At 70.1% G+C, this 24,385-nt stretch carries 15 protein-coding genes; 5 read left to right on the top strand and 10 right to left on the bottom strand.

All coding sequences use genetic code 11. The features are described from left to right. Positions 1–15: 15 nt before the first annotated feature. From NI17_RS04440 to NI17_RS04425, 4 genes are all read right to left on the bottom strand, one after another. Entirely contained in the window at positions 16–447 is a 432-nt protein-coding gene (locus tag NI17_RS04440) for a hypothetical protein (RefSeq protein WP_068689191.1), read from the bottom strand. A gap of 50 nt (positions 448–497) precedes the next feature. Then, the gene (locus NI17_RS04435; protein WP_068689193.1) at positions 498–1,097 is read right to left on the bottom strand and encodes a DUF6879 family protein; all 600 of its coding nucleotides are present in this window, start codon (positions 1,095–1,097) and stop codon (positions 498–500) included. 94 nt (positions 1,098–1,191) lie between these two features. Beyond that, a complete protein-coding gene (locus NI17_RS04430; protein WP_199859962.1) occupies positions 1,192–1,374 on the bottom strand; it encodes a hypothetical protein in 183 nt (60 codons plus the stop codon). Positions 1,375–1,657: 283 nt separating this feature from the next. Further along, on the bottom strand, positions 1,658–3,784 hold the full coding sequence (locus tag NI17_RS04425; RefSeq protein WP_068689195.1) for a tetratricopeptide repeat protein: 2,127 nt from the start codon (positions 3,782–3,784) through the stop codon (positions 1,658–1,660). Positions 3,785–4,053: 269 nt separating this feature from the next. Between NI17_RS04425 and NI17_RS04420 the strand changes: the two genes are divergently transcribed. Next, a complete protein-coding gene (locus NI17_RS04420) occupies positions 4,054–4,428 on the top strand; it encodes a GIY-YIG nuclease family protein (protein WP_068689196.1) in 375 nt (124 codons plus the stop codon). Positions 4,429–4,434: 6 nt separating this feature from the next. After that, complete coding sequence (locus NI17_RS04415) at positions 4,435–5,034, top strand: hypothetical protein (protein ID WP_068689197.1); 600 nt, start codon at positions 4,435–4,437, stop codon at positions 5,032–5,034. Between the two features lie 63 nt (positions 5,035–5,097). On the opposite strand, the gene NI17_RS04410 is transcribed toward NI17_RS04415, so the two are convergent. From NI17_RS04410 to NI17_RS04400, 3 genes are all read right to left on the bottom strand, one after another. Further along, positions 5,098–5,493, bottom strand: a complete 396-nt coding sequence (locus NI17_RS04410; protein WP_068689198.1) for a hypothetical protein — start codon at positions 5,491–5,493, stop codon at positions 5,098–5,100. Next, positions 5,490–5,990, bottom strand: coding sequence for an ATP-binding protein (locus NI17_RS04405; RefSeq protein WP_068689199.1), 501 nt, complete (start codon positions 5,988–5,990; stop codon positions 5,490–5,492). Before NI17_RS04405 ends, NI17_RS04410 begins: the two co-directional genes overlap by 4 nt. Before the next feature lie 95 nt (positions 5,991–6,085). After that, positions 6,086–6,997: a DUF5753 domain-containing protein gene (locus NI17_RS04400; protein WP_147416925.1), complete on the bottom strand. Its 912-nt coding sequence runs from the start codon at positions 6,995–6,997 to the stop codon at positions 6,086–6,088. A gap of 121 nt (positions 6,998–7,118) precedes the next feature. Here NI17_RS04400 and NI17_RS04395 point away from each other — a divergent pair, with 121 nt between their 5' ends. Continuing rightward, positions 7,119–7,961, top strand: a complete 843-nt coding sequence (locus tag NI17_RS04395) for a DUF5753 domain-containing protein (protein WP_068689776.1) — start codon at positions 7,119–7,121, stop codon at positions 7,959–7,961. A gap of 1 nt (position 7,962) precedes the next feature. Continuing rightward, positions 7,963–8,202: a DUF397 domain-containing protein gene (locus NI17_RS04390; protein ID WP_084012471.1), complete on the top strand. Its 240-nt coding sequence runs from the start codon at positions 7,963–7,965 to the stop codon at positions 8,200–8,202. 399 nt (positions 8,203–8,601) lie between these two features. Here NI17_RS04390 and NI17_RS04385 read toward each other — a convergent pair whose 3' ends face one another. From NI17_RS04385 to NI17_RS04375, 3 genes are all read right to left on the bottom strand, one after another. Further along, positions 8,602–12,747, bottom strand: a complete 4,146-nt coding sequence (locus NI17_RS04385) for an Eco57I restriction-modification methylase domain-containing protein (RefSeq protein WP_068689202.1) — start codon at positions 12,745–12,747, stop codon at positions 8,602–8,604. After that, on the bottom strand, positions 12,747–15,707 hold the full coding sequence (locus tag NI17_RS04380) for a DEAD/DEAH box helicase (RefSeq protein WP_119267898.1): 2,961 nt from the start codon (positions 15,705–15,707) through the stop codon (positions 12,747–12,749). The genes NI17_RS04385 and NI17_RS04380 overlap by 1 nt, the downstream gene beginning before the upstream one ends. A 167-nt stretch (positions 15,708–15,874) precedes the next feature. After that, complete coding sequence (locus NI17_RS04375) at positions 15,875–22,096, bottom strand: protein kinase domain-containing protein (protein WP_243597607.1); 6,222 nt, start codon at positions 22,094–22,096, stop codon at positions 15,875–15,877. Between the two features lie 294 nt (positions 22,097–22,390). Here NI17_RS04375 and NI17_RS04370 point away from each other — a divergent pair, with 294 nt between their 5' ends. Further along, positions 22,391–24,028: an N-6 DNA methylase gene (locus NI17_RS04370; protein ID WP_068689203.1), complete on the top strand. Its 1,638-nt coding sequence runs from the start codon at positions 22,391–22,393 to the stop codon at positions 24,026–24,028. Positions 24,029–24,385: the final 357 nt, after the last annotated feature.

Genomic DNA, 24,385 nt, shown 5'->3' with positions numbered 1-24,385 from the left:
GCGCCCAGCGGTGGGTCACCGTCGCGGGTCGCGGTTGAAGGTGTTGGTCTGGGTGCCGCTGTACTGCACGGCCTGCTGGGCCTGGCCCTCAGCTTGGGCGTGCTGGTTTCCAGTGGCGAACTGCGTTCCGATGTTCGGGGTGAGTTCCCTGATCAGTCCCAGGAGTTCCTCGGCGACCCGGAAGTCCTCGACCATCGCCTCCTTGAGCAGTTCCCGGAGACGTTCCCGCTGCGCCGAGAGGTCCCCTTCCGGGTTGCGGACGACCTCTTCGTGTACCTCGTCGATCACGGTGGTGCGTTCTGTCTCCTTCTCCGGGGTGCTGCGGCTGAGGATGCGCGACACCCTGTCCCGCACGGCGCTCCAGGTGTCACCGACCATCGCCGTGACCAGGGTGGTGGCTCCGGCTGTGGATACTGAACCGATCACTTCCACGAGTTCGACGGACATGCACTCTTCCAGGGATGACGGGGGCCTGTTGGTTCGGGGCGGGGTGGGTTTCACCGCTTCCGCCAGGAGGCGTGGATCGGGCTGTCCAGCAGCGGGGTCGACCGGTTGATCAGTGCGTCGGAGAGCGCGACGTACCGGGCGACGAGTTCGGGTTTGTCCACCAGGCGCGCCTCGCGCAGCCTCGCCGTGTCCTCGTCGTAGAGGAGCGCGACGACCCGCCGGTCGTCGAACAGGACGTAGTCGGAGACTCCCGTCCGCGCGAGCAGGTCGGCGACGTCGGCGGAGTCGACCAGGCGGATGTCCTCGCCGCACTCCACGTCGGCCAGGTAGGCGGCCATCTCGTAGTGGACCAGGTAGGGGCTGAGCGGAAGGTCGCAGATCCGGACCCGGACCATCGAGACGCCCCGTTCCCGCACCAGCGAGTAGAACTCGGTCTGGCTTTTGACCATCTCCCGGACGAGCCGCTGGGCTTCGGCGTAGTCGCCGCGCCGGAAGGCCAGGTAGCCCTCGAAGGGCGACTCGTCGTACTCCTGGAGGCGTTCCACCTTCACCCACCGGGTGCGCAGTTCGTTGAAGAGCGCGCCGAACTCCTCGACGCGGCCGTCGGTGACGGTCAGGCGGGAGTACTCGGCGGGCGGGTAGATGCTCATGTCCTGCCTTCCGCTGGTTTCTCCGGTGGCCCGTTCGGTCACGGTCCGGTGGAGTCGTCTCTTCGGGGAACCGCGCGGGGGCGGGGCACCGGGTTTATTCGGGGGGAATGTTCTCACGCGCTTTCACGAGGACACTGCGAGGCAGGACAACAATCGCCTCTCCCGGGTCGACGAAAGCGTCGGCGGGAAGGTGGGGCAGGAGTTGTGCGGTGCGTTCGAAGCCGATCACCGCGAAGTCGCCGGAGTCGAGTTCCCATATGTCAGGACAACTGTTCACCGCGGCACTCTCGCCACCTTCGTGAGGGGGAGGACCGATACGGCGTTTGAACATCGCTTCTCCCGGCGGGCTCGCGGACGGGCAACGATTGACAGTCTCCCAGAGCGGGACATGCCTGTGAAGTCCGTTGCGGACCTCAGAGGAAACACGAGTCACTCTTCTGAATACCGGCACATCCACGTGTGAATCCGACCGGCGGCTCACGCTATCGTGCCTCCAGAGCCATTCTCGGTGCTCCTCATGACGCTGAAGGCATGGTCACGACCTGAGGCCGATCCCGTACTCAACCCGACATTCCTTCACGTCGTAACTCGTCCAACTGGTCTTGAGCGGTGGCGCGCCAGTAGTCGTCGCCGGTTCCGGCGTACAGTTCCACTGCTCGTTCCAGGGCGGACACCGATTCGCCGAACTGTCCATTCTCACGCAGCGCGTAGCTGAGGTTGTGCCATGCCGTCGCTTCACTGTGATGCTCCCCCGCATCCCGATGCAGCGCCAACGCGTGCCTGAGAGCGGTGATGGCCTCCTCGAACCGGTGCGTATCGCGTAGCACGTTGCCGATGCCGTGCACCGCTCTGGCTTCGCTGGGACGGTTACCCAACTCCTGATGCAGGGCCAGGGCACATCTGAAGGAGTCGAGCGCGTCCTCGAATCTGCCCATCTTCCGCAGAACCTCGCCGAGGCTGTGTCTCGCTATGGCTTCGCCACGACGGTTTCCGTTCTCGATGTGCAGAGCGCGAGCACGTTCCAGAGCGGTGATAGCCTCCTCGAACCGAGGTACTCGGTGCAAGGCGAGACCGAGACTGTTCAGTGTTGAGGCTTCGCGGTGGCGGTCACCGGTTTCCTCGCAGCAGGCCAGAGCGCGGTCGAGAGCATCGATGGCTTCGTCGGTTTCGCCCATCTCCTGCAGGGCTATCCCCAGGTTGTTCCATGCCTTCGCCTCGTTGTGTCGGTCGCCCATACGGCGGGCGGTGTCGCGGGCGACGGTGTTGACGGTGACCTTGTCTGCGAAGAAACGCCGTTGTTTCAGGTACTCGGCCAGGTTCAGGGGCAGGTTGACGGCTGCCGAGGTGTGGCCGATCCGGTCGGCGACGCGCACGGCGTCGATGAGGGTGGTGTGTTCGGCGTCCAGCCACGCCGTCGCCCCACTCCGATCGGCGAATGTTCCGGGCGTCTCCTCACCGGGCAGGGCACGCAGGTGAGCGTTGGCCGCCTCGGTCATGGCGGTGTAGTGGTCCAGCAGTCGCACCAAGGCGTCACGCTCTCCGGAGACTTCCCGAGTGCGCGTGTAGTCGGCGAGAAGGTCGTGCATACCCCACCGGTCGGTGGCGGGATGGTCGGTGATCAGGTGGGCGGCGGCCAGGTCGTCGAGCATCTCGATCAGGGTGTCCTCGTCTAGGCCGGTCAGGACAGTGGCGGCGGCGGTGGAGATGGTGGCGCCAGGAGCCCGGCCCAGCAGGACGAACACCCGCGCATGGTCGGGGGTGAGTTCCTCGTAGGACAGGTCGAACACGGTGTGCAGCGTGTTCTCCTCGTCCTTGAGACGCTCGACCGGTGAAGTCCCCCGGAGTTGGTCGGCCAGACGTGTGGGTGTGCCGCGCGTTGAACGCACCATCAGTCCCGCCGCGATCTGCAAGGCCAGAGGTAGGCCGGCGCACAGTCGGGCGACACGCTTCAACCCTTGCGGGTCGCTGAGATGCGGGTGGTCGGGGTCGGCGGCGGCCAGCAGAGACGTGAGCAGGTCCAGTGACGCTTCGGGGGTGAGGGCGTCCAGGCGCAGGTGGCGGACCCCGGTCAGGGTGGACAGCAGGCGACGTGATGTGACGATCAACCGGTTGCCGCCCGGTCCCGGAAGCAGGGGGCGCACCTGGGCGGCCCCGGCAGCGTTGTCAGCCACGACCAGCACCGGGCCGCCTTGCGCGGCCGCGACCTGGGCGAGTTGGGAGCGGTACAGGGCCGATTTCTCCTGCACGGTGGCGGGCAACTCCTTGTGGTCCACGCCCAGTGCACGCAGCAGCACGTCCAATGCCCGGTCAGCGGTGAGAGCCTGGATACCAGGGCTGTAACCATACAGGTCCACCCACAGCACTCTGGTGAACCAGCCTTCCTGACAGGCCCGGTGGGCGGCCATCGCGGTGAGCGCGCTTTTGCCCACCCCGCCCATCCCCGCGACCGACGCCGCGGCGGAGGAGACCACCACGCCGCCGCTCTCCTCGGCCGAGGACTCCAGTGCCTGGAGCAACGCGGCCAGTTCGTCCTCTCGGCCGGTGAAGACCGGTGGAGGTGCGGGCAGCGCGTTCCAGACGGTAGTGGCGGGTCGGGGCAGGTACTCGTTCTTGACCCCGATCGCGTCACCGTGGATCGTGGCGTCGCGAAAGTCGATGTGGTCCCTGTACTGGAAGGTACCCGTCATGTTCTTCTCACCTGTGCTCTTCCCTTGTTCCTGTGGCACTGCGAACCAAAGAACGGACTGAGGGAAATGCGTCTGGTACGGCAACCAGTCTGACATCACCGGGACGCGAATCCGCTCTCAAAAATCTCACCTTTTGAGGAACTGACGTCCCGAGAGAAGGACGGTAGCGGCGCACTGGTCGATGGAAATGGGGTGGAACGCCTCTCCGGTACGGCGCGGGGCGGCTTTGTGTGTCTGCGGATGTCACCTGCCGCCAATAGGGTTTTTCCATGCTCGATTCAGAATCTGGCTTCGTCTACGTCCTGACCCATCCCCGTTTTCCCGAACTGGTCAAGGTCGGCTTCACCTCGCGTCTTGTCGAGGAACGGGTCGCTGATCTGAGCACAGCCGTTCCCGAGGACTTCACCATCGCTTTTCGTCTCACAACCCTCAACGCGCGCGCGGTGGAGCGGCACACACATGAACTGCTCGGCGAGCACCGGTTGCGGAAGGACAAGGAGTTCTTCGAAGTCACCGAGGAACAGGCATGTGCCGCGGTGCAAGCGGCGGCCGAGGCCGTCAACGGAATTCGTGCCTGGACGCCGGGTGGACCGTATCGGCTGCGGGCCGAGCACCGGGTTTTCCTGCCGCTCCGAGCGGGTTAGCACTTCGTGTGGTTACGCTACACCGATCAGCTCACCCTGCTCGCGTCCGGCAAGCCGTCCATCGTCGACATCTGGGAGGTCCATTCCGAGGGTGACGTCCTCGAACTCCACGGCTCCGCCTCAGCGGAGCACGTGGCAGGGTTCAGCGACGGCGATCCGGATTCCTACGAGGACCCGGTGCCCTATCTCAACCGTGCGAGCACCGCCCCCAACGGTCACCTCATGAGCCGGGAGCGTCTGCTCGCCGGAGACCGACTGGTTTGGCTCTCCGTCGACGAGCAGACGGAGGAGTGCACGTCCGTCGTGTTCGAAGTGGCCGACTACTGCCAGACCGTCTACCGGACGTGGAACCCCCGGTTCCTGCCGGAAGGTTTTCCGCTCTTCCCCGGCTTCACGGTCTCACTTCCCTCTCCCCCGGCTCAGGAACGTCTTCAGGAAATCCTGGACTCCGGACCGCCCCGGAGCTGGTCCGTGGAGCCTTTTGACAGCTCCCTGTCGCAGCGGTTCGGCACTCAACCGCAGCCACCGGCCCGCTGGCTCCCCCAGTTGGGTGACCGCAGGAGCAAGTCGCGACGGAAGTCCGGACCCCCTTCTCCCACCGCGTGACCGTGTCCCCAGTGCCGTTTTCGGTGCTTCTCGTGGCGCTGGGGACACGGTTGTCGGTGCGGGTCAGGTGAGTTGGCCGAGGAGGGTGCCGAGGTGGTGGGCGAGGGCTCCGGCGGTGACGGCCAGGGGGTAGCCGATCGCGTCCAGGACGAGGGCGGGGACGCGGCGGCGGTGTCGGCGGTGGGCGGGGTGTTTCCGTCGTTGCCGAGGTTCGGGGACCGGCTTGGGGGACTCCGGGCGGACGGGGGTGGCGCGCATCCAGGCAGGCAGTTCGCCGTGTTCGAGGCGGTGGGCCACCCACGGGTTGTCGCGCATCTGGTCCAGCAGGGCCTGTTCGCGGGCGGCGCGGACGTCCCGGGTGGGCCGCCGTGCGGACGGCGGGGCCGGGGGGCTGGAGAAGCGGCGGCCGTGCGGGGCGTCCAGGACGGTGCGCACCCGGGGCGCGATCGCGGGGGTCATCGGGCCGTCTCCTCGGGGGTGAGGGCGAACTCGGCCCACACGACGGTGCCGAGGTGGGCGCAGCCCGGGAAGGCCACCACGGGCCGGGTGCCCCACGCGGCGGCCAGGGCGGCGATGAGCAGCAGGCCGCGCCCGGTCTCGGCCTCGGCCCACTCGGCGGCGGTGCGGTCGCGGGGAATGCGGGGCGCGGTGTCGGGGGTGCCGTCGTCGACGACGGCCAGGCGCAGCCGGTCGGGCGTGGGCCGGGTGAGGGCGCGCACCACCCGACCGCCTGCCTGCCCGGAGCGGGTGTGGGCCACGGCGTTGGCGAACGCCTCACTGGCGCACAGCTCCACGGCGTCGACCAGGTCGGCGGACAGGTGCGGCAGGCACGCGAGGTCGGCGTGAACCTCGGCGCGCACGCGGGAAGCGTGGGCGAGGTCGCCGGGATAGATCCGGCACGGCCACGCGCCCGCCGTGCGGGTTGCGGGGAGCGGGGTGTGCGGCATGATGGACATGTCAGCGGCTCCTTGCTTGAGAGTGGTTGGTTGCTGGCCGTGCTCCGGGGGTGTTGGCCCACCCGCCGGAGCTTTGACGTGTTCGGGTGCGGGACTCAGCGTGCGGGTTCGCGGTCGCGGTCGGCGGCCGGGACGGGTGCCGGTGCGGGGGCGGTCCCGGCGGTGAGGGCGCGACGCGGCCGGTCCTCCCCCACGCTGGCGGCGGCGTCGGCGAGCAGCGCGAGGGAGGCGTCGGCGGACAGGGCCGCGCCTTGCAGGGTGGCGAACAGGTCGGCGTAGCCCTTGACGTGGGTGGCGTCGGTGACCAGATGCCCACGGCCGCGCGGATGCGGCAGGTAGGCCAGGCTGTGGCGGGGCGAGTACGACAGCGTCCAGAACGCGCCGCGCAGCCCCGGATGCTGGCGGGTGCCGGTGGGGATGACGTGCACGGTGACGTAGCGGGCCTGGGCCAGGTCGTGCAGGTGGGCCAGTTGCGCGCGCAGCACTTCCGGGGTGCCGACCACGCGGTGCAGTGCGGTCTCGTCCACCACCAGGCAGTGATACGGCGGCCCCGACGAGGTCGCCATCAACCGCCGCGAGTGCGGCCGGTCGGTGACCACGTAGTGCGGTTCCAGCGGCCGTTCGGCGGCGTCCAGCGCACGGGTGTAGTCGGCGGTCTGGAAGTGCTCGGGAACGACGAGGGGTGCGTAGGCGCGGATCTGGAACGCCTCAGACCACAGCCCGTCGATGTCCGACCCGACGCGCAGCCGGTCACTGATGTGCGCGTGCGCCCAGGCGTCCAGCAGCACCCCCTCGGCGTCGAACTCCCGGTCCAGGATCGCCGCGATCCGCCGCCCGGGGTCCATGCGCCCGGCCTCGACCTCGTCGAGCACGTAGACACTGCTGACGGTTGTTTCGGCGAGGTCGTCCAACAGCCGTCCGGTCCTCTCCCGGGCGGCGTGGAGGCGGGAGCCGAACCGAGGCCAGGTGTCCTCTTCCCCCGGGTGTGGTTGCCGTTGTCCAGCCATGAGGTCCTTCCCACAGATCAAAGTCGTGTAGCCCTCATACTGCATCCATCAATTGATGACATCAAGAGGGAATCCTAAATTGATAGCTATGTCTGGTTTGGCGACCGATAGCATCTCGCCCATGAGCAAGAGGCAGTCACCTACCGTGCGACGACGGCGACTGGCGCGGGAACTGCGCCGCCTACGAGAAGCAGCCGGTAAGTCGACCGGGCAGGTCACGAAGGAACTCGGGTGGGCTGCGGGGAGGATCAACCATCTCGAAAGTGGAAGGCACGGAACAGACCCCAGTGCGCTCCGAGACCTCATGCGCCTCTACAACGTTGAAGATCCAGAGCGCGTTGAAGCCATCCTTGCCCTCGGACGGCAGGCTCGCCAGCGGGGATGGTGGCACAGCTACAACGACGTTCTTGATGGCGACTACCTCGGTTTCGAAGCTGAGGCCTCGACCGTCAGCGTCTATCAACCCGCAGTCATCCCCGGTCTGCTCCAGACCGCCGACTACGCTGCCGCATCAGCGCGAGCCAGCGGAGCCGTCACCGAAGCCGCTATCGAACGTGTCGTCACAGCACGCATGGAGCGGCAGAAACTTCTCCAGAGCGATCTTGAAGTTCTGGCAGTTGTGGACGAAAGCGCGCTAATCCGCTTAGCACACACCCCTGAGATAGCAAAACCCCAGTTCACCCGGCTTATCGAGCTAGGAGAAGGACTCAACCGAGTCAACATCCAATTACTCCCGTTCAGTGCCGGTCTCCACGCCTCTATGGGATCAGGGTTTGTCATCCTGGACTACGCGGATGAACTCGACCCTTCGCTTGTCTACCTGGAAGGACGCACCGGAGGAACCTTCCTGGAGAAACCGGAGGAGCTTGATGACTACCGAAGGGTCTTCGCCTCCCTCATGCGTTCAGCCCTTAGTGAGACTGAGACACTCAAGGCGCTCAAGAAGCTACTGAGAGAGGTCTGACGTGGAGTTCCGTAAATCTTCCTACAGTGCGACAGAGAGTCACTGCGTTGAGGTTGCCCACCTCCCTGCCCCGTTCCGTAAGTCCTCACACAGCGCGGCTCATGGGGACTGTGTCGAGGTCGCCGACTGGGCCGCTGGTGCGGCGATCCGCGACACCAAGCATCGGGACCTCGGCGCGCTGGTGTTTCCCGCTGACGAGTGGCAGGCGTTCCTCGGTGCGGTGAAGAGACGTGGTCTCTGATCGGGCTCTGTCGTCGGGTTTCTCGCGAAGTACCGAATGAGCTGGCGCGAGGCATTCCAGACCAGCCCCCGCAGCGGCCCGCCACCGGTTGCCAGTGGCCGGTCGAGGCGCCCTGGTGCCGAGTCCGGCCGCGGCCCCACCTTCCGGCACCCGAAAGGCACTCCCCCACCACAGGAGACCGCCCCGGGATGACCGGTGTCCTTTCAACTCATCCGCCTGTGGAGGCGCGGGTGGGCTCGGCGCCAAGGCGCCTCGACCACCCGCTGCCAACCCGGGGTGGCCCGCCCCGGACGTCCGGGTGGAATACCTCGTCCTCCCCACCGCTATGGGGAGCGGTCGTGTCCCTGGGGTCAGGCTCGTGCGCCGAGGACGACCCCAGGGGCAAGATCACCGTGGTTTTCAGGCTGGGTCGTGGCGCGGGCCGTGACCGGGCTGCGGGGTGAGGGTGGACGTGAAGTTCTCGCCATCGATCAGCGGAGTGTCGAGGGAGACCCCGGCGTTGGCCATCCGGTCGTAGACCTCCAGGATCAGGTCCTTGGTGCGGTAGGTGCCGTACTTCCTGATCTCGTTGTTCCTGAGGCCGCCGTTCTCGGTCTGAAAGGTCTCCATGATGTAGTCAACGTCCCCACGGTCGATTCCGTAGAGGTAGAAGAAGTAGGCGTCCAACTCGGCGCGGATGATCGCGCGGCGTTCCTCATCCCAGCGGAATGGTTCTCCCTCGTCTTCTAGGTCGCGGGCGAGCGGAGCCATGTCATAGGCGGTGTAGACCAACTCCAGGACACGCGGGACGACGAAGGTGGTGTGAGGCTTCAAGTCCTCTGGAGGCGGGACCGGAAGCTGCTTCCACGTCATGAGCGCCATGTGCGCCCCGCTGATCTTCTGGCGACTGATGTAGTCGTACACGAAGGAACTCTGCACGGCCCCCAGAACCGCGACAAGAGTCGGTTGCTGCATCGGGAGCATGAGTGGGTACGTGTGGCCGACCCCAACACGAGGAATGAAGGCGGGAATGGCCGTCCGCTCGTCCGTTGCCCGGGACACATCGCGCCACCCGTAGAGCCACCCCCTGTGCCACCCCAATGAGTCCAGGGCCGTTGAGACTCCCGCCGCCATGACCGGCAGGCCTTTCCGGTCTGTCTTCCCCGTCGGTGTATCCGCTTCAGGGACCCAGTAGCGGGGCATGGCCGCCGTATCCGGTGACTGCTTCTCTGAGAGTTCAAGCCCTCGAACATCGTCCGTCTCCATGCCGGTGAAGTGGTTCCACCGGTGGTCGAAGTGGTGGACCATCTTGCCTTCGTACAGCGGAAGCATCCGGCTTCCGTCACGCACGAAGACGTTCCCCTCCAGGGTCCACCCTTCGTTCTCCAAGGACTCGCGGGACCGGAAGAGCGCCCAGTCATCGGTCATGTTGAACAGGTTCTTGAACTTGACCCCCCAGTGGTTCCCGTCCCGCTTCTTCTCGTTCCACAGCACGGGAATCCGCTTGTAGACAGACGCCGTGAGCTCCGCGTCGCGGCGCTTGCGGAAGATGGGAAGCGTCCCCGTGTTGGGGTTGATGAGCTTGATCTCTTCGGGGCTCAACTCGAACACCCGGTCAGCTTTACTCAGGTCATCGACGTCGTGCAGGAAGAACGCGAGCTTGGTCACCGGTTCGCGCAGTCCCGGCCCGACCAGGGAAATCATGCAGAACGGGTAGCTGGAGTGAACGCTCGGGAACAGTGGTTTAGCGTTCTCGAACCCGTACAGCACCCGAATCGCACCGCGCCCAGTGAACTCCTTGAAGAGATGCTGTGCACCCGCCCCCGTGGCGATCGTCGTGGGGATGATGGCGGCATACCGCCCTTCCGGAGCGGCGATGGCCGCGAACCGCTCGGTGAACAGGTGGTCCGTCTGTAGGGAGTTGACCCCCTTGACCTTCAGCCCGTCCGCGCAGCGCTCGAAACTCCCCGACTGTGCCGCGAAGTGGAAGGTGGCCTTCTGCGTCCGTCTCGCCTCCCGGTACCGCTCCCCCGCTTCCGGGTTCTCCTCGATCCACTCGGCGATGCGGGTGCGGCGTGCTGTTCCGGCGATCGCCGCGATGGACGGTTCGACGGTCGCGAAGTACTTCTTGTCCTCGAAGTCGACCTTGTCCCACGGGGGGTTGCCCATCACGCAGTCGAAGCCGCCGGACCATCCGGTTCTCTCGTCCACTCCCCGACGGTCGTCGGGGACCGGAAACACGTCCGGGAACTCCAGGTGCCAGTGGAAGAACCGGTACTGCTCGCGCAGGCGGACGATCTCGGCGTTGGTGGCCTCCGACGCCCCGGCGCCCCCCGGGTCCTGAAGGGCCTGGAAGACGCTGTAGGTGACCGGACGCGGCGCGTCCGGTGTCTTCTTCCACATGAACGCCGCGCACCAGGCGTCCGCGATGTGCTTGGCCTGGACGTACTCGGCGTCCTTCTGCCAGTCGCGGTACTCCTCCTCCTGGCGGCGGACGTCAGCCAGGGAGTCGGCCGGAGCGGCCGTGATCCGGCGCAGACGGCTCGCGAAAACCGTGTTGGCGACCTTGACCGCGTCCTCGTCGATGTCGAAGAAGCTCAACTGGTCGCCCCGCTCGTTGGCGTTGACCTTCTCCAACGCGTTCGCGTGTTTCGGGTCGTCCCCCTCGATCGGCTTGAACGCCTTGTCCGGAATCCCCTTGCGCAGCAGCGCCGGTGTCGCCCCGATCAGCGCGTTGCCGTGCTTGACGTGCGCGTCCAGGAACCCCAGCGGCCTGCCCGGCTTCAGCGCCTCCAGCCACAGCGACACCTTCGCCAGTTCCACCGCCATCGGGTTGAGGTCCACCCCGTAGACGCACCGGGCCACCACTTCATGCAGGGCGTGGCGGACCGCCGGGAGGGTCGGCTCCGGGTTGCGTTCCCGGACGGCCGCGACCCGTTTGGCGATGCGCCGGGCCGCCGCGACGAGGAAGTGCCCGGAGCCGCAGGCCGGGTCGCAGACCTTCAACTCCAGCAGTTCGGCGACGATGTGCTCGGCCGGGTCGGGTTCTCCCGCGGCCGTGGCCTTGACCTCGCCGCGTTTGACCGCGTCGTCGATGACCGGGTCAAGGGCGGAGTCGAGCAGGCATTCGATCAGCGAGGACGGCGTGTAGTACGACCCGGTGGTCTTGCGGGTGTTGCCCGCCAGTTCCACCAGTTCGAACACGCGCTCCGAGGCGCTGTACTTGGGCACCAGTTCCAGCAAGGACTCGTAGACCGACCCCAGTTCTTCGGCGTCGAGGTTGCGGTAGTCCACCGCGCGCCAGCGGCGCGACTTGGGGTCGCGGACCTGGGCGAGGTGGCGGACCGCGCCGAGCAGGGACTCGTTGGCCAGTTCCAGGCCGTCGAGCACCGTGTCGGCGTCGGTGTGGTCGAACAGGCCGCCGAGGGCGGGCAGCGCCAGTTCGGGGCGGCCGTTCTCGTCGCCGAGGGCGTCCAGGACGAGGCGCAGCGCCCGGTACTGGTCGCCGTGGGCAGTGCCCCTGCGCCTGCGGGCGTGCCTGCGCAGCCGGGCGGAGGAGAAGTACTTCTCGTACCGCTTCCGGGCCTTCTCGTGCGCCTGCTTCACCTCGTCGGGGGCGTCGTCGGGTACCGGCGGGTGCAGGGCGTCGCGGTCCTCGGCGACGAACAGGAACAGCATCCGGTACACCAGGCGCAGCAGCGCGGTGTGGAACTCGCGGGAGTCCAGGTTCTCGCGCAGGGCCGTGTTGGCGGGGTGGCGCAGGAAACCGGTGCCGAGCACGGTGATGGCCTCCTGCACGCCCCTGCGCAACTGCTCCAGGGCGCGGGTGCCGGAGTCGATGGCGTGGGTGCGCCACTTCTCCAGCCAGCACGCAGACGGGGCCTCGCCGTCGGCGGTCTCGAAGCGGGTGGCGTGCAGCAGCCGGTACAGCAGCACGAACTCGCTGAACAGTTCGCCGTCGAAGATCGCTTCCAGGTCGAACTCGACGTAGGCGGCGGTGGCCAGGGCGCTGGAGTCGCGCAGCAGCCGCAACTGCCGTCCGTTGGTGACCACCGCCCACAGGTGCGCGGAGGTGCGGTTGAGGCATTCCTGCACCAGCGACTGCGGGGGCACGGTGCCCGCACCGGCGGGACGCCGGTCGAGGTCGGCGTTCCACGCGGTGACGTGGACGGGCACGTGCCGCCAGTGGTGGCTGACCGGGAAGGTCTTCGTGCCGTCGTCGGCGGTGATGCCGGGCGCGGCGACCGCGGCGAGACGGCCGAAGCCGAGTTCGGCGAACAGCGGTTCCACCCACTCCTTCACCGCCCGCCCCGTGGGGTCGGACGGCGGATCGGTGGGCGGGGCGACCGGCAGGTGGGCGCGCAGGTCCTTCCAGAGGCTCTTGAGGTAGTCCCAGTGGCGTTCGGCCTCGTCGCGCACCGAGCGGGAGCCGACCACGCCGTAGTCGGCGGGCGCACACCCGGGCACGTCCCTGCCTTCGCTGATGCGGACCAGCATGTCGGCGGGCAGCAGGCCGCCGACGGTGTGCACGGCGGAAAAGACCTGGTTTCGGGCGATCGCGGACATCAGGCGACTCCGGCGGAGACGGCGGGGAGGTAGACGTAGACGCCGAGCACGTCGGCGGGCTGCTGCACGGTGACCTTGAGGCCGCGGATGATCTCACCGGCGGCGCTGCGCACGCGGCGGTGCGACTCGGCGAGTTCGGCGGCCAGCCGCTCGCCGTGGGCGTCGAGGTGGCCGGTGGTGGCGGCCAGTCCGGTCAGGGTGCGGGTCATGGTGCGTTCGGCGAAGAGCGGGTCGGTGTTCTCGGTGGCCTGGGCGTCCAGCAGGGCCGTGGCCTCCTCGTGGCCGAGCCACTCGGGGTCGGCGGGGGTTCCGGTGAACGCGAGCAGGCGGGCGTCCTCGGCGACGAGCTGCCGGGTGCCGCCGCGCGAGGGCAGGGTCAGGTGGAAGCGGTAGCGGACCAGCAGCAGCGTGGTGACGCGGGTGACCGCGTCGGTGCGCACCACCCCGCAGCGGCGGGCCGGGCGGGGGCCGGTGGCGGCGGCGTCCAGGGCGGTGTCGAGGACGTAGGAGGCGAGCGCGCTCACCGCCGGGTCGGTGCGCACCAGGGCGGCCTCGCCCCGGGCCACGGCGGCGGTGTCGCGGAACGGCACCGGGCGGCCCGACTCGACCGCTTCGGCGCCGATCGGCTGGGCGAGGGCATCGCGCAGCCCCGCCGGGGTGGCCGACACGTCGGCGGTGAACCCGTCGTCGGCGGAGCGCAGCAGTCCGCCGAGGGCGCGCAGCGACTCCTCCACGAAGGCGCGGACCTCGCCCGCGCCGCCGAGGGCGTCGCGGACCGCGGCGACCTCGCGGGCCACCTCCTCGGGGTGGATGGCGCGCTGCGCGAACCGGGAGCGGGAGGTCTTCTCGCGTTCGGCCGCGGACTGCCACTCGGCCTCCACCTCGGCGGCCTTCGCGTCCAGCTCCTCGGCGCCGAACAGGGCGTCCTGTTCGCCGCGGCGGGACCGCAGCAGCAGCCACTCCACGATGGCGTCGGTGACCCCGGCAGAGGTCTCGTCGGGCACGGACACGCTGATGCCGAGGTCCTTGCGGATCTGGCGGTGCTTGGTGATGAGGACGTCCAGCACCTTGCCGTCGATGCCGTTGTCGCTGCCGTACAGGGTGACGACCTTCACCTGGTCGCGTTTCTGGCCGTAGCGGTCCACGCGGCCCTCGCGCTGGTCGTGGCGGGTGGGGTTCCACGCCAGGTCGTAGTGGACGACGGCGTCGAAGTAGTGCTGGAGGTTGACGCCCTCCGACAGGCAGTCGGTGGCCACGAGGACGCGGCGCGCACCCGTGCCGGTCTCGGCTTCCCTGGCGGCCTCCTCGGCGAGTTCCTCGATGCGCTGCACGCGCTGCTGCGGGGACAGGGTGCCGGTGACGGAGCGGACCACGGTCTTCCAGCCGGGGCGGTCGCCCTTGGCGCGGCCGTTGAGCTTGCCGTCGAGGTGTTCGGCGACGTACTCGGCGGTGTCGATGTAGCGGCAGAAGACGATGGGGTTGTAGCCCTCGGCGAGCAGGTCCTTGAGCTGTTTGACGAGGGCCTTGAGCTTGGTGTCCCGCTCCGGTCCCTCCAGGGCGGCGGCGCGTTCGGCGAGTTCGAGCAGGCGCGGGTCGCCCTTGGCGGCGGTCTGCTCGGCGTCGCCTTCGGTGTCGGCGCCGGGCGCGGCGTCCAGGCCCTCCAGGGCGTCGGCGTCGGCGGAGTCCCGGATGACGGGGGCGCCCAGTTCGTCGGCCTCCCGGTCCGTCTTGGCGGCCGCGGCGGCCGAGCGGGTGGTGAGTGTCTTGGCGGCGGCGCGCGGCGAGGACACCAGGGAGCGCAGCAGCGCGATCGCCGACCACCAGGCGATACGGGCCTCGCGGCGGCCCTGCTCGCCCGCCCGCTCCACGCGCTCACTGGCGTAGGCGATGGCATCCTCCAACAGTGCCCGGTACTGCGGGGACAGTTTGTAGGTCTCGTCCTTGAACAGGCGGTCGGCGGGGAAGGCGGTGCGTTCGGCGAGGGCGTCGTCGGCCAGGCCGTCCTCCGTGCCCAGGTAGGTGCGCACGTCGGCGCGTTTGCGCTGCACGAAGTGGCGGGCCAGCAGCTTGCGGCCCGCGTCGGTGTCCAGGTCGGCCTTGGCGAGTGCGGGGTTGAGCAGGCCGAGCAGGTTGCGGAACGCCGACTCCTTGCCGCTGTGCGGGGTGGCGGTCACCAGGATCAGGTGGCGCTCGGCGTCGGCGGCGACGCGTTGGAGGAGTTCGTAGCGCAACTGGTTCTGCCGGGAACCGGTGTCGTCGGCGGCCACGCAGGTGTGCGCCTCGTCCACGATGACCAGGTCGGGGCAGTGGCGGACGAAGTCGTCGCGGTGCCGGGTGGACTTGATGAAGTCGGTGGAGACGATGACGTGCCGGTGCTTGTCGAACAGGGACTGGCCGAGGTCGAGGTCGCGTTCCAGGCGGGAGACGGTGGAGGCGAGCACCAGTTCGGCGTCGATGCCGAACTTGGTGCGCAGCTCGTCCTGCCACTGCTCGGCCAGCGCCGGGGAGCACAGGACGGCCAGGCCGCTCGCGTCGCCCTGCTCCAGGAGTTCGGCGACGATCAGGGCGGCCTCGACGGTCTTGCCGATGCCGACGTCGTCGCTGATGAGCAGGCGCACGGTCGGTTGGCGCAACGCCATGAGCAGCGGGACGAGCTGGTAGGCGCGGGGCTGCACGGCGATCCCGGCCAGGGAGCGGAACGGGCCTGCGCCGGAGCGGAAGCCGATGCGCAGCGCCGAACGCAGCAGTCCGGCGGCGCGGGCGTCGCCCAGGTCGGCGGGGGTGGGCGGGGCGAAGCTGGCGGGCTCCACCTTCTCGAAGGCGGGAAACAGCGCGGCGACGTCGTCGTCACCGCCGCCGAGGGGGCGCAGCACCAGCATGTCGGGGTCGCTCTCGGGGAGCACCACCCATTCCCGGCCGCGGGCGGCGACCAGGGTGCCGGGGGCGTATGTGGTGGTCATCGGTGTCCTCGTGACGGGGTCGGTGGTCGGCGGGTCGGAAGGTCAGGGTGTGCGGGAAGTCAACCGGTCGGGTGGGGCGGGCGCAACCGGGGCGGTGGGGCGCACGCCGGTCACGGCGCCGCCCCACCGCCGCCGTCCTCAGCGGGGGCCGGTCGGACGGTCCGGGGTCACCGGTCGCTTCCCGGGCCGAAGTAGGACGGCATACCGGCGACGATGGCGGCCCAGTCGGCGTCGTGCGGGAAGCGCACCACATCCCATCCGGCGTCGATCAGGCGCTGCTCGGCCTGCGCGTCGCGTTCGGCGACGCGGGCGTCGGCGTGCACGGGACCGTCGACGAACACCGCGACCGGCGCGCCCGGCAGCCGGTACACGAAGTCGGGGCGGGCGCCTGCCTCCGGCACGTACACCTGGGCGTCGTCGGGTAGGCGGTGACCGCGCTCCTTCAACCAGGACACGAAGTCCCGTTCCAGGCCCGTGTCGGAGCGCTGGGCCAGGACGCGCATCTGGTCGGTGCGGGTCACGCCCGCGCCGGTGGGCAGGGTCTCGGCCGAGGCCAGGCGCAGCAGCAGGTCGCGCACGGCGTGCCGGTCGATCAGGTCGTGGTGGCGCTGGTTGCCGTAGGTGAGCAGGCAGGTGTAGCAACCGCGCGAGCAGTGCGCCCCGCCCAGGTCGGTGCCGTCCTCGGCGAAGTGGCAGATGGCCAGTGCGACCCTCGCGGCCTTCGCGAGGTGGCCGGGCTGGGACTGCAACCGGCGCAGCACTCCGGCGCCGCCCTCGGCGGCCTCGGTGAACAGCATCCGGTCGCGGGAGTCGCCCTCCGGCGGCAGCAGTTCGCTGGTGAGTTCGGCGTCCTCCAGTTCGAAGGCCGCCTCGACGCCGCGTTCCAGGGCATACATCAGCGACACCGCCGTGGCCTGCGGCAGCGCCTCGTCCAGGTGCAGCACCAGGATGTTGCGGCGGTCCTCCACGTAGGGGATGACGCGCTTCTTGCGGCCCCGCTCCCGGCCGCCGTCCTCGATCAGCGGCAGTTCGTCGGCGTCACCGACGGCCTTCTTGGCGTCCTGCTCGTTGAGCCAGCGGCCGGTGGCCGGGTCCAACCAGAAGCCGTCGGGTTCGTCCTTCTTGGCGCGCAGGCGGCCCAGGTTGGTGATGCGCACGGTCGCCGAATCGCCGTAGTGCAGGGTCGCGATCTTCCCCGCGTCGTCGGCGACGTGGGCGTCCTGGCGGCCCAGGCGGTCGCCGTGGTCCTGGAACCGGTAGGAGGTGACCAGGCGGAAACCCGCGCGGCGGCGCTCCTCCTCGTCGGAGGAGATCTTCTCGCGGCGCCGGGTGTAGACGGTGTGCAGGTGCAGCAGACCGTGGGTGGCCGCGCCCAGCGGGTGGTCGCACAACTGGCAGCGGTCGGCGCGCTCGCGCGGGTCGTGGTGGTAACCGCAGTGCTCGCAGCGCCGGGCCTCCGACGTCGCCAGTTCTCCGGTGGTCTCCGGCGGCAGTTGGATGCGGGTGACCTGGTAGCGGGCGCCCTCGTGGTAGATGAGCGCGCCGGGGCCGAACTCGCGGATCGCCACGAAGCGGGGGCGTTGCAGGAAGTCGCCCTCCTCGGCGCGGCGACCGGAGGCGGGGATGTAGGCGGCCAGCGGCAGGCGCGGGAACGAGTATCCGGGCAGGAAGCCCTCACTGGCCAGGTAGCGGTAGGGGTTGAAGTCGCTGAGCAGCGACTTGCTGTCGACACTTTCGTTCTTGAGCAGGGCCAGTTGGGTCTCGGCCTCGCGGCGGCGGCGCGCCGCCTGGTTGCGGTCGCGTTCGGACAGGCTGTGGTCGACGATGCGGCGGTGCTGCTCGGCGCGGTCCACCAGCGCGGCCCGGTACAGGTCGCGCCAGCGGTCGAAGGCGCGGTCGAACTCGGCGGGGGCGGCCTTGACCTTGCGTTCCAGCCAGTCGTCGTCCCACCACACCGTCTGCTCCAACTGGTCGGCGATGTCGGCGAACACCTCGCGGGCGGCGGCGACGGCGCGGCGCTGGGCTGCCTCGTCGGCGATCGCGGCGGTGACCGTGTCGTGCAACCGCAGCGTGGGATCGGGGCGGCGTTGGGTCTCGTCAATGCTGACGTCGATGACCTCGGGGACGGCGCGCCCCAGTTTCAGACCGGTCTCGGCCAGCCAGATCGCCTGCAGGTGCGCGACGATCAGGTCCTCGTTGGTCAGGTCCAGGCGGGGCGGCATGACCACACCGGAGACCATGCGGTCGGAGCGGCGGAAGTAGTACTGGTCGTGGCTGTTGCCGGTGGAGCAGTAGGTGGTGACCAGCGCGGGCTGGCCGCTGCGCCCGGCCCGGCCGCTGCGCTGGGCGTAGTTGGCGGGAGTGGGCGGCACGTTGCGCATCATCACCGCGTTGAGCTGGGCGATGTCCACGCCCAACTCCATCGTGGGCGAGCAGTACAGCAGTTTCAGCTCGGCCCTGCCGAACTCCTCCTCGCGCCGCTCGCGGACCTCGGGCGGCACCTGGGCGGTGTGCTCGCGCGCGGTGAGCCCGGCCAGGGACGCGGCGGCGTCGCGGTACAGGTCGCGGAAGAACGGGTTGACGCGCGGCCCCTGCCCGGCGGCGTAGGTGCGGGTGAGCGGGTCGTGCACGCCGGCCCGGCCGTCCCCGGCCCGCCAGATCAGGCAGGCGGAGTCGACCCGGTAGCCGGTGGCGGCCGGGGCGGTGGAGCGGCGGCGTCCGGCGCGCCGCGGCGCGGCCGCGACCTCGGTGACCAGGCCCGCCCCGGTCAGGACCTTGAGCAGGAAGGCGATGGCGTCCTGGGCGTCGTCGACGCCCATGTCGTCGAAGTGGACGCGGCGCAGGTACTTGCCGAACTTGCCGCGCCCCGACAGGAACAGTCCGCTGCGGTCCATGCCGGGCCGGGACGGCTGCGGGTAGGCGGTGCCGACGCGGGGCCGGTCGGATTCGGTGAGCACCCACGGGTCGGTGAGGCGCTCCTCGCTGGCGCGGCGCAGCGAGTCGAAGTCGTCGCGGAAGCACTGCACGTCGATGGCCAGGGCGCGGCGCATCTCGTCCATCAGCGCGCGCAGGATCTCCCCGCGGGTGTGGGAGTCGGCGGCGCGCAGCCAGCGGGGGGCGTCGTCCCAGGCCTCCTCCCTGGCGGCCAGCCAGTCCAGGTCGGCGTAGTCGACGCGCAGCAGGCCGGTCTGCTCCAGGTTGGGCATGGTGACCCGCCAGCCGCGTTCCAGGTCCAGGTAGAGGCGGAACGCGATGACGTCGCGCAGCGTGGAGGCGGCGTTGGCGAGCAGTCGGGGCGCCAGGTCCGCCTTCCCGGTGTAGTCGGCCGGGTCCAGAGCGAGGGCGTCGGCGACCCGGTTGGCCAGGTCGTCGTGGGTGAGGCCGTCTTCCCCGGCGTCGGCCAGCGCCCGGTACAGCGCCCCGCGCAACTGGGTGACCTGCACGAAGTCGTTGAAGTGCCCGGCCTGCAGGGAGGCGTCCTGGCGGTTGTCGACGAAGGTGAGGAGTTTGCGGGCCTCGGCGGGCAGCGCCTCACGCGGCACGGCGTTGAGGGAGCGGACGATGGACGCCGAGACCAGGGAGGTCGCCGAGGAGCGGCCCTCCTGGTCGAGGGAGGCGAGTTTCGCGAAGTCCCTGCCGCGCACCTGCTCGTAGCTGACCCCGCAGTGCAGGCAGAACAGGAACGGCGCGGGGATGAACGCGGCGTCGACTCCGTCGCCGCCCTCGACGCCGCGCACGTCGACGGTGACGCGGCGGGGCGCGCGGTCCCGGTAGGCGTTGCGGACGCGCTCTTGGCCGTGCTCGTCGTCCTCCAGCCAGGACTCGGGGAGTCGGCGCTGTTCGATGGCGTCCTCGATGGTGCGCGGCCAGGGGTTGTCGGGGTCGACGTGCAGGTAGCCCTCGACGCCGCCGTCGGCGGTGGCGGCGGTGTCGCGGCGGGGCTTGTAGACGGCGCCGTCGGCGGTCTCGGTGCGCCACACGGTCAGGTACTCCTGGCCGCACTCGCGGCAGAACGCCAGCGGCAGCAGCACCCTGCCGTCGGAGCCGGGCTGCTCCATCTGGTAGTCGCGGGTGAGGTAGCGGCGTTCGGGGTGGTCCAGGGTGACGTAGACGGTGTCGCCCTTGGACAGGAACTGGTGCAGGCGGAACGCGAACAGGGGGCGGTTGTTGAGCGGGTGGCGGGCCTCGGCTCCGGCCTCCAGGGTGCGTCGGATCGCCCGCACGCACTGCTCGCGGGACACGCCGGTGTCGGCGGAGAGTTCGGCGGCGGCGTCCTCGATGCGGCCGGGGCGCTGGCGCACCAGGCGGCCGGAGACGTCGGCGGCCAGGCCGAAGCGGCTCTCGATCCAGCGGGCCAGCGGGTCACGCACCAGTTCGGCGTAGGCGCGCGGCGCGTCGGGGCGTTCCAGCCGCTCGGCGGGGACGCTGTCGGGGGCGTCGTCGGTGGCGCGGACCAGGGTCTCGGTGATGACGTGGTCGGGGTGGACGGGGGTGCCGAAGATTCCGGTGGCGACGTCGGCGACGACCCGTTTCTGCTCCTCGGCACCGCCCTCGGAGGACATGGTGGCCGACGTGCCGACGCACTGCACGTTCGGGGCCTCACATGCCTGGCGGACACGGCGGACGAGCAGGGCGACGTCGGCGCCCTGGCGGCCCCGGTAGGTGTGCAGTTCGTCGAAGACGAGGAAGTCCAGGCCGCGCGCCATGGTGATGAGGGAGTTGCGGTCACCGGGGCGGGTGAGCATCAGCTCCAGCATCACGTAGTTGGTGAGCAGGATGTCGGGCGGGTTGTCGCGCAGTTCTTTGCGGCGGCGCTCGTCCTCCTGGCCGGTGTAGCGGGCGAAGGTGACCGGTTCGCGGCCTTTGCCGTAGCCGTGGACCAGGAACTTCTCCAGTTCGTTGAGTTGGCTGTTGGCCAGGGCGTTCATCGGGTAGACGATGATGGCGCGCACCCGGTTGGCCGCCCTGGGGCCCTGGGCTTCGCGTTCGCGCAGCACCCGGTCGACGATCGGGATGAGGTAGGACAGCGACTTGCCGGAACCGGTGCCGGTGGTCAGCACGTAGGAGTGTCCACTTCTGGCCGCGTGGACGGCCTCGCGCTGGTGGCGGTGCAGGGTGAGGGGGCGTCCGCTCTTTCCGGTGGTGTCGTCGGGGGACTTGCCGGTACGGAAGACGCGGGCGCACTCCTCGTGCAGCAGGCCCTCGGCGACCAGGTTCGGCACGGTGCCGCCGGAGGCGAAGAACGGGTTGAGCGACAGCCACGGGTCGGGCCACTGGGACCTGGCGTCCAGGTCCCTGGCGAGGAAGTCGGCGATGCGCCCGTCGCGGATGACGGTGCCGCCCTCGGTGAAGGCGCGGTAGTCGCGGATGAGCCGGTCGTGCAGGCCGAAGACGTCCATGACGCCGGTGGGCGCGCCGCCTCGGGATTCCGGCGTCCCGGGGGTGTCCGCCTCTGTCGCGGCGGGGACGGTCCGGGGCAGGCAGCGTAGCGGGTTGTAGTCGTCCCAGCCGACCACCGCGGAGTCGCCGACGGCGAGGGGCAGCAGGGCGTCGCGGACCTCGGCGGCGCTGGCCGGGCGGGCGGCGGGGTCCTTGCGCAGCAGCCGGTCGACGAGGCTGACCAGGGAGCTGGGTACGCCCTTGCGAACCACGCCCAGGGGCGGCGGGGGCTGCTTCTGGTGTGCCTGGCCCAGTTCCAGGAGGGTGTTGCCGGTGAACGGCGGGCCTCCGGTGAGCAGTTCGTAGAGGACGCAACCCAGGGCGTACAGGTCGGCGGCGGCGGTGACCCGGCTGTTGTCGAACTGCTCGGGGGCCATGTAGCGGGCGGTGCCCACGGTCGCGGCGGTGCTGGTGAGCCGGGCGATGTTGGGGTCGTCGACGATGCGGCCCATGCCGAAGTCGAGGACCTTGACCCGGCCGCCGCGCACCAGCATCACGTTGGCGGGCTTGAGGTCGCGGTGGACGATTCCGGCGGTGTGCGCGGCGTCCAGGGCGTCGGCGATCTGCGCGCCGAACGCCGCGACCCAGGAGACCGGCAGTTGCGGCTCCTCGTCGCAGAGGTCGCACAACGGGTGGCCGTCGAGCAGCTCCATGGCGAGGTAGGGCAGCGCGCCGTCGGAGGTGTCGACTCCGCCCTCGTACAGGCGGGGGATGCCGGGGTGGTCGAGGCGGCGCATGATCTCGACCTCGCGGGCGAACCGCTGCGCCTGGGCGTCGTCGGGGTCGACCGGCGCGCCGGAGCGGCGCTGGAGGATCAGTTTGAGGGCGACCTGCCGGTCGGGGTCGCCGAGTTCGGCCCAGACGTTCTCGGCGCGGTAGACCTCGCCCATGTTGCCCCGACCGAGGAGTTCCCGCAGTCGGAACCGGTCCGCCACGAACTGCCGCTCCATCGCCCTTCCCCATGTTCTGCGCTCTGCCGTGCCGTCGGCGCACCTGACCGGCGGTGAGCCCATGTTCCCAGAGGCGTCGGCGCACTGTCAGGCGTACACGGAACTTTCACCGCCCGCCACCACAATTTATTGTTTACTTCGCAAACGTACAATGGTTTTTCGAAGTGGACAACCGGGCTGCCGTCCCGACCGGCCGCCCCGGCGGCGCGGAACCGACCAGGCGGAGCACCCGTGCGACCGACACCACCGCCACTCCCCGTGTTAGCGTCGCGCACACCCGTGTACTGTGAACTTATGCAGAGCACCGCTCGGATTACCGACGAGCAGCACGTCACCGCGGCCGACATCGCCCGGCTCGCCGGGGTGACCCGGGCCGCGGTGTCCAACTGGCGCCGACGCCACGACGACTTCCCCGACCCGGTCGGGGGCACCAAGTCCAGCCCGCTGTTCGCGCTGTCGCAGGTGCGGGCCTGGCTGGAGCGGCAGGACAAGGGCTACGAGGAGTCCGACGAGGTCCGACTCTGGCACGCGCTGCGCGGCGAGCACCCCGAGAGCATGGTGCGGGGCGTCTGCGAGGTCGCCGAGGCGCTGCGCGACGGCGCGGAGACCGACTCCCAGGCCGTCCGCGTCGCCCGCAAGCTCTCCGAGGAGACCTCCCCCGCGCAGGTCCTGGCCGCCCTCGTCGCCCGGCTGCGCAACTCCCCGCAGCGCGGCGACACCGAGACCTCCTCCACCGCGCGCCTGGTGCGCGCCGTCGCCCGTTTCGCCGGGGACGACGCGGCCAGCGTGTTCGACCCGGCCTGCGGCATCGGCTCGCTGCTGCTGGCCGTGGGCGGACCCGACGCGCGGCGCGCCGGGCAGGAGGTCGACCCCGACGCCGCCCGGCTGGCCCGGCTGCGCGCCGAGGTGGAGCTGTCCACCGACGCCGAGGTGCGCGTCGGCGACTCGCTGCGCGCCGACCGGTGGACGGGCCACCAGGCCGAACTGGTGGTCTGCGACCCGCCGACGGCCACCGCCGACTGGGGCCGCGAGGAACTGCTGCTGGACCCGCGCTGGGAGCTGGGGCTGCCGCCCCGCGCCGAGGCGGAACTGGCCTGGCTGCAGCACGCCTACGCGCACACCGCGCCCGGGGGCCGCGCAGTCGTCGTCATGTCGACGTCGGCCGCCTACCGCCGCACCGGCCGCCGCATCCGCGCCGACCTGGTGCGGCGCGGCCTGCTCACCGAGGTCGTCGCGCTGCCCGCCGGAATGGCCGCCGCGCACGCCCAGCCGGTGCACCTGTGGCTGCTGCGCCGCCCCGAGACGCCGTCCGACGCGGTCGCCTCGGTGCGCATGACCGACCTGTCGTCGGCCGACCCCGACGGCCCCCTCGACCCGGCCGAGCACCAGCGGGTCGAGGTGCCCCTGATCGACCTCCTCGACGACCGGGTCGACCTCACCCCGGGCCGCCACACGCCGCAGGTGGTGCCCGACCATCCGGCCGAGTACGCGGCCGTGCGCGCCGAACTGCGCGAGGTCCTGGCGGAAGTGGCGCGCACCCTGCCCGAGCTGGCCGAGGGGTCCCGCGAGCTGGGCGCGGCCCAGGTGCGCGTGGCCGACCTGGTCGACAACGGGCTGGCCGAGATCGACGGCGACGCCCTGCGCTCCACCAGCGACCGCCTGGACACCGACTTCCTCAACGGCTTCCTGCGCAGCGCGGCCAACACGCGCCGCTCCACCAGCGCCAGCGGCGTGTTCCGCACCGACGCCCGATCGGCGCGGGTGCCGCAGATGGACGTGGCCGAGCAGCACCGCTACGGGGCGGCGTTCCGCTCCCTGGAGGAGTTCGAGCGGCAGGCCAGGCGGCTGGCGGAGCTGGCGTCACGGGCGGCGGAACTGGCCCGCGACGGGCTGACCAGCGGCGCGCTGACCCCGGAGGACCCGGAACGGTGACGGGCCCGGGGGCTTTGGAACCTCGGTCCCGTGGGTGGTTTCCAGGTGGTCTTCACCTCACGGGGCTGGGGCCGCACGGCCCCCTGGGTGAAGACCACCTGACTGAGGTGTGACGGCCGCCTTCGCGGCGGGCACCGGCCGTGCGGGGAAGACGGACCGGCCGATCGGTCCGGGGGTGTTCCAGCCCAGCCCCCGCGATGGGACACCACCGGCTGCCGGTGGCCGGTCGAGGCGCCCCGGCGCCGAGTCCGGCCACGGCCCCGCCCTCCCGCGCCCGCGAAGACAATCCCGCGCCACGGGCAGACCGGCGCGGGGCGACCGGTGTCCTCGCCCCCTCATCCGCCCGTGGAGACGCGC

Origin of the sequence: Thermobifida halotolerans (assembly GCF_003574835.2) — a bacterium.
Taxonomy (GTDB): domain Bacteria; phylum Actinomycetota; class Actinomycetes; order Streptosporangiales; family Streptosporangiaceae; genus Thermobifida; species Thermobifida halotolerans.
Note: the sequence above shows the minus strand (reverse complement) of the source record. Positions and strands in the feature narration are given on the sequence as shown.